The sequence below is a fragment of the Stackebrandtia albiflava genome (assembly GCF_007994225.1).
Lineage (GTDB): Bacteria > Actinomycetota > Actinomycetes > Mycobacteriales > Micromonosporaceae > Stackebrandtia > Stackebrandtia albiflava.
Genome location: NZ_VLLL01000012.1, coordinates 120,628 through 126,706, shown reverse-complemented (window position 1 = coordinate 126,706; position 6,079 = coordinate 120,628). Strand labels below are relative to the sequence as shown.

General features: G+C 70.6%; 7 protein-coding genes. 5 read left to right on the top strand and 2 right to left on the bottom strand.

The genetic code is table 11. The features are described 5' to 3' along the window. Positions 1-436 precede the first annotated feature (436 nt). Positions 437-1,363 carry a prephenate dehydratase gene (gene pheA, locus LX16_RS25915; protein WP_147144602.1) on the top strand — a complete coding sequence of 309 codons (927 nt, stop codon included), beginning with the start codon at positions 437-439 and terminating at the stop codon, positions 1,361-1,363. Between the two features lie 15 nt (positions 1,364-1,378). Here pheA and LX16_RS25910 read toward each other — a convergent pair whose 3' ends face one another. Beyond that, the gene (locus LX16_RS25910) at positions 1,379-1,783 is read right to left on the bottom strand and encodes an NUDIX hydrolase (RefSeq protein WP_147144601.1); all 405 of its coding nucleotides are present in this window, start codon (positions 1,781-1,783) and stop codon (positions 1,379-1,381) included. Positions 1,784-1,959: 176 nt separating this feature from the next. Here LX16_RS25910 and LX16_RS25905 point away from each other — a divergent pair, with 176 nt between their 5' ends. Next, positions 1,960-2,256 (top strand): hypothetical protein, encoded by a 297-nt coding sequence (locus LX16_RS25905; RefSeq protein ID WP_147144600.1) that lies wholly within the window; start codon positions 1,960-1,962, stop codon positions 2,254-2,256. 211 nt (positions 2,257-2,467) lie between these two features. On the opposite strand, the gene LX16_RS25900 is transcribed toward LX16_RS25905, so the two are convergent. Next, positions 2,468-2,671: a cold-shock protein gene (locus LX16_RS25900; RefSeq protein WP_147144599.1), complete on the bottom strand. Its 204-nt coding sequence runs from the start codon at positions 2,669-2,671 to the stop codon at positions 2,468-2,470. A gap of 533 nt (positions 2,672-3,204) precedes the next feature. Here LX16_RS25900 and LX16_RS25895 point away from each other — a divergent pair. From LX16_RS25895 to LX16_RS25885, 3 genes are all read left to right on the top strand, one after another. After that, a complete protein-coding gene (locus LX16_RS25895) occupies positions 3,205-4,851 on the top strand; it encodes an FAD-binding dehydrogenase (protein ID WP_211354780.1) in 1,647 nt (548 codons plus the stop codon). A gap of 85 nt (positions 4,852-4,936) precedes the next feature. Beyond that, positions 4,937-5,353: a hypothetical protein gene (locus LX16_RS25890; RefSeq protein WP_147144597.1), complete on the top strand. Its 417-nt coding sequence runs from the start codon at positions 4,937-4,939 to the stop codon at positions 5,351-5,353. Positions 5,354-5,433: 80 nt separating this feature from the next. Beyond that, on the top strand, positions 5,434-6,027 hold the full coding sequence (locus LX16_RS25885; RefSeq protein WP_147144596.1) for a DedA family protein: 594 nt from the start codon (positions 5,434-5,436) through the stop codon (positions 6,025-6,027). Positions 6,028-6,079: the final 52 nt, after the last annotated feature.

Sequence of the window (6,079 nt, the reverse complement as noted above, 5' to 3'; positions counted from 1 at the left end):
AGGCGGCGAAGTGTTCGGGGGTGGTCCAGGCGTCGAAGACGGCTTCGCGGGGGGCGTCGAAGGTCCGGGTGATCTCGATCTTGGTGTCAGTCATCTGTTCGCTCCTGTTCTTGTAATCAACTGAGTTGTTGATTAACCGATGCGTTGAATACTACACCCCGGAATCCGGCTGTCAACCCCGGGTCCGAAGAAATCTCCACACCCACCCCTCCGCTCCCTTTAGGCGGCTTGGTCCCCGCCGTTGCGCGCCTGGTCCCCGTCAGAAGGTCTCAAATAGGCGTGAAACAGGCACATCGGGCACATTGGAGGCCGAGGGTGGGGACCAAGCGGAACCGGGCGGGGACCAAGCGGAGGAGGAGAGGGAGAGCCGGCGGAGGGGCGGCGGCGCCGCGCGTGCCTCGCGGGCGCTCCCGCCCGGGGTCGTTAACCTGTAGCGATGCCAGGAGTACCCCCGTCGCGGTTCGCCTATCTCGGACCGGCCGGCACGTTCACCGAGGCCGCGTTGCTCCGCCTGCCCGCCGCCGCACGGGGAACCCGTGTGCCGGTGCGCAGCGTGCCCGAGGCCCTGGACGCGGTCCGGGCCGGTGACGTGGACGCCGCCCTCGTCCCGCTGGAGAACTCGGTGGAGGGCTCGGTGCCGGTGACCCTCGACGCCCTGGTGGCGGGCGACCCGCTCATCATCACGGCGGAGGTCGTCCTGCCGGTGACCTTCGTGCTGGCCGCCGCGGGGGCCGGGCCGATCCACCGGATCGCCTCGCATCCCCACGCGTTGGCGCAGACCCGCCGTTACCTGCGGGACCACCATCCCGACGCGACCACCGTGGAGGTGTTGTCCACCGCCGCGGCGGCGGCCTCGGTGGCGGCGGGCGAGGCCGACGCGTGTGTCTGCGCGCCGTTGGCCGCCGCGCACAACGGTCTGCGGGTGCTCGCCGAGGACGTCGGTGACAATCCGGAGGCCGCCACCCGGTTCGCGCTGGTGTCCCGGCCGGGTCCGGCCGCCCCGCCCTCGGGGAACGACGTCACCTCGCTGGTGGTCTACATCGCGCACGACGAGGTGGGTGCGCTGCTGTCGGTGCTGACCGAGTTGGCGACGCGCGGTGTGAACCTGACCCGGATCGAGTCGCGGCCGACCGGGGAACGGCTCGGCCGGTACGCGTTCTACCTCGACTGCACCGGGCACGTCGCGGAGGCGCCGATGGGGGAGGCGTTGATGGGACTGCGGCGGGTGTGCGCCGAGGTCCGGTTCCTGGGTTCGTATCCCCGGGACACCGACGAGCCGCCGGTTCCGCCGCCGCCGGCACTGGGTTCCCGGGCCTTCGCCGACGCCGCCGGCTGGCTCCGCGCCCTACGCGGCACCACCTGACCCACCGGTACCGGCTCAGCGCAGTAGTCCGGCGCGGTGGAGGTCGTCGAAGACGCGGCGGTCGGCGTCGGCGACCCGGTCGCGGTCGGCCCAGCCGAACCAGTCCAGTTCAGCTATCTCGGCGCAGGGCCGTGGGACGCCGGTGGCCTCGGCGCGATAGCAGGCCATCGAGATGCGGACGTGCGGTGGTTGTCCGTGCGCGTGTCCGTCGTACCTGCCGAACAGCCGGGCGCTGGCGGGGTCGAGCACGACGCCCAGTTCCTCGTGCGCCTCACGACACAGTGCGTCCAGTTCGGACTCTTCGGGTTCGGTCTTGCCGCCTGGGATCCAGAACGTGTCGCTGCCGTGTGACCGGACGGTCAGGACGGTGCCGGCCCGGATCTCGATCCAGGCGACGACGTCGATCACCGTGGCGGGCACGGGTTCTCCCCGGTGGGACGGCGTGTCCGCTCAGGACGTCCGTGGGGAGTGATAGTTATCGATCTCATGTGGGTATATCCCGGAGGATGGAGACGCAGGTGACCGTCGCCGGAGTCCATGCCCGGCGAAGGGTGCCCCACGGTGACGTGTGTCTCGCCGATTGAGAGGAAGACGCGATGCCGATCATCCGTACCCGCTACAACCCGCTCGCGGTGCGCATAGTGACCGGGATTTTCACCGCGATCGTGATCATCATCCTGTTGCACCTGGCGTTCATTCTGCTGGAGGCCAACCCGGGCAACCCGATCGTCCACTTCATCGCGGTTCTCGCCGACTGGTTCGCCTACCTGTTCAAGGACATGTTCACGGTAGACGACGGCAAGTTGCAGGCGGTCTTCAACTACGGCCTCGCCGCACTCGTGTACCTGTTGCTCGGTGCGTTGATCCGTGGCCTGTTCCACCGCGTCGACTGACGTCCCGGCGGCGGTGCCGTCCGCCACGGTGAGTGGTGCGGCCCCGGTCGCCATCCGTTCAGCTCGGATGGCGGCCGGGGCCGTTTCGCTGTTCGCGCGGAAGACGTCAGTCAGTACTGAGTTCGACGACGATCGGTCGGCACCCGAGGGTTGCCTTCCACAGGCGTCTCCGAATCAGCCGCCCGCCCGAATGGATTGGATCCGCCAGGGGTTAGAGCGACCGAACGTTGGCGGCCTGCGGCCCCTTCGTTCCCTGCTCGACCTCGTACTCGACCTTCTGGTTCTCTTCCAGGGACCGGTACCCGTCCATGGCGATGGCGGAGAAGTGCACGAACACATCGGCTCCACCATCGTCCTGCTGAATGAAGCCGTAGCCCTTGTCCGCGTTGAACCACTTCACGGTGCCTGTTGCCATTACGTACTCCTGTATCGCTGTTCGACCCGGTTGGGCCAGAGCTGAGCTTACGGCTTGTGGATGTGCCTCGGCCAGTCGCCGTGGTGAGTTCTACAGCCGGTGTCGCGCCGGGTGAGCCGCGCCACACCCCGGCGGGCCGGTCGGGAAGCCCCGTTTCGTCCCGGTTCCCGCCCTGCGGGCGGGTTTCGCGGCGCCCCGTCGGGCGGCCTCGTTGTGGTAAACCCTAAGAGGTCGTCCTCGATCCCGCGGTTGGGTGGCGCGGCGACCGGCCGGCGTCTCGCGGCGTTGTCGCGGACGGTGCCCCGCAGGATCCGCCGCGTGCCACATCGGTACCGCCGGAACCCGCTCCGCGCACCGTGACGCACCGGACCGGTCACGCTCACCGCGTCGCGGGCCGGGTCGACCGCTTGGACATCCGGCGGCCCGTGCCCCGGCGTCCGCGGCCCACCGGCTTCCTCGCGGCCCGTCACCGCGTGGGGCCGGGTCGCGTCGCCGCGCGGCCGGGTCGGTGGGACGACGTGGAAGGGACCGGCATGGATGCCGACGTCATAGTGGTGGGTGCCGGCCTGGCCGGCCTGGTGGCGACCGCCGAGCTGGTCGACGCCGGCAGGCGGGTCGTCCTGGTGGATCAGGAGTCGGAGCGGTCGCTGGGCGGTCAGGCGTTCTGGTCGTTCGGCGGACTGTTCATGGTGGACACTCCGGAGCAGCGGCGGTTGGGGATCCGCGACTCCCGGGCGCTCGCCTGGCAGGACTGGCAGGGCTCGGCGGCGTTCGACCGGGAGGAGGACGAGTGGCCGCGCAGGTGGGCGGAGGCGTACGTCGACTTCGCCGCCGGTGAGAAGCGGGCGTGGCTGCGGGAGCGCGGACTGCGGTTCTTCCCGGTCGTCGGCTGGGCGGAACGCGGCGGCTACCTGGCCGACGGGCACGGGAACTCGGTGCCGCGTTTCCACATCACCTGGGGTACCGGTCCGGGCGTCGTGGAGCCGTTCGCGCGGCGCGTCAAGGCCGCCGCCGAGCGCGGCCTGGTGCGGTTCGCGTTCCGGCACCGGGTGGACGGCCTGACCGTCACCTCCGGGGCCGTGACGGGCGTCGTGGGGAGCGTCCTGGCCGACAGTGACGAGGAGCGGGGCGAGGCGTCGTCGCGGGAGGTCGTCTCGGACTTCTCGTTGACCGCCTCGGCCGTCGTGGTGACCTCCGGGGGCATCGGCGGGAACTTCGACCTGGTGCGCCGGAACTGGCCGGAACGGCTGGGCAAGCCGCCGGCGCGGATGCTGTCCGGTGTCCCGGCGCACGTGGACGGCCGGATGCTGGGCATCGTCGAGCGGGCGGGTGGGCGCGTCGTCAACCCCGACCGGATGTGGCACTACACCGAGGGCATCCGCAACTGGGACCCGATCTGGCCGGAGCACGGAATCCGCATCCTGCCGGGTCCGTCGTCGCTGTGGCTGGACGCGACGGGTGCGCGGCTCCCGGTGCCGTTGTTCCCGGGTTTCGACACCCTCGGCACGCTCGCGCACATCATGCGCACCGGCTACGACTACACGTGGTTCGTCCTGACGCAGAAGATCATCGAGAAGGAGTTCGCGCTGTCGGGGTCGGAACAGAACCCCGACCTGACGGGCAAGAGCGTGCGGCAGGTGCTGAGCCGGGTGCTTCCGGGCGCCACGCCTCCGGTGGAGGCGTTCAAACGGCACGGTGAGGACTTCGTCGTCGCCGACACCATCGAGGAGCTGGTGGACGGGATGAACGGGCTCACCGAGACGGCGTTGCTGGATCCGGCGAGGATCCGGGAGACGGTGCGCGCCCGTGACCGGGAGATCCTGAACCCGTTCAGCAAGGACCTCCAGGTGACCGCGATCCGCGGCGCGCGCAACTACCGGGGTGACAAGCTGATCCGGGTCGCGACGCCGCACCGGCTGCTCGACCCGAAGGCGGGTCCGCTGATCGGGGTCCGGTTGAACATCCTCACGCGGAAGACGCTGGGCGGTCTGCACACCGACCTGTCGGGCCGGGTGCTCCAGCCGGACGGTGAGCCGTTTCCGGGGCTGTACGCGGCCGGTGAGGTGGCGGGCTTCGGCGGCGGCGGTATGCACGGCTACCGGTCGCTGGAGGGCACGTTCCTGGGCGGCTGCATCTTCTCGGGACGGCAGACCGGGCGGGCGGTGGCCGCCGCGGTGTGACCGGCTCGCCCGGTGTGAAAGGCGAGGCACCGAGCTTTGGATAGTGATAGTATCCGATAGAACGGCTATCCATCGGAGGTGTGCCATGCCCGAAATCGTGCTGAGTGACGCGAGCCGGACCATCGCGGGCGTCGTCCTGCTCACCGTGGTGACCATCGAGTTCGGCGGTTGGTTCCTCACCCGCATCGTCTCCGGGGCGGTCCCCATGACCGACTTCCAGAAGACCTTCGCCCGGGCCGGTCACGCCCACGCCGGGGTGCTCGTCACGCTGGGGCTGGTCTGTCTCGTCCTGGCGGACGCCACCGGGCTCACCGGCCTCGCCGGGACGGTCGCCCGGCTCGGCGTACCGGCCGCCGCCGTCCTGATGTCGGCGGGATTCTTCCTGTCCTCGCTGGGGCGCGACGTGCACCGGCCGAACCGGCTCATCGTGCTGTTGTGGCTCGGCGCGGCGTCGCTCGCGGCGGGTGTCGTGACACTGGGCATCGGACTGCTGGCGGCGTGACGTCCGGTCCGCCCTGGCGGTGACGACCGGCGGGACGCCTGGCAGGCTGTGCCGCAGTCGTCCCGCCACCGAGAGCCGCCATGGAAACCGTCATCGCATCACTGGTCACCTCGCCGTGGCTCTACCTGGTCCTGGTGCTGCTCATCCTGTCCGACGTGTACGTTCCGGTGCTGCCCAGCGGCACGACCCTCGTACTCGCGACCGTGTACGCCGTCACCTCGGGGGAGACGGTGGTGCCGCTGCTGGTCACCGCGGCGGCGGCCTCCACCCTCGGGGACCTCCTGGCGTTCCGGCTCGCGCGTTCCGGGGCCACCCGGGTGGACCGGCTGCTGGCCCGGTCGGGCCGGCTGTCGGGCGCCGACCACCGGTTGCGCGCCATGCTGCGCCGCTCCGGCGCCAGGACGGTGCTGGTGGCCCGGTTCGTCCCGGCGGGGCGATGCCTGGTCGTCAACACCGGCGGCCGGGAGCCGGGGATACGGTTCGGCGACTTCGCGCGGTGGTCGGCCACGGCGGCGGTCTGCTGGGCGGCCTACACCGTCGGCATCGGCTTCCTCAACGCCGTGGTGTTCCACACCGGATGGCTGGCCGGCGCGGTGTCGGTGGTCTGCCTCCTGGCGTTGGGTGCCTGGTTCGCCCGTACCGGTACGGCCGAGGCGGTGCGGGCGTCGCGGTGAGCCTCACGCCGTGAAGGCGTCCCATGCCGACTCCGGCGCCTTGAGGCACAGT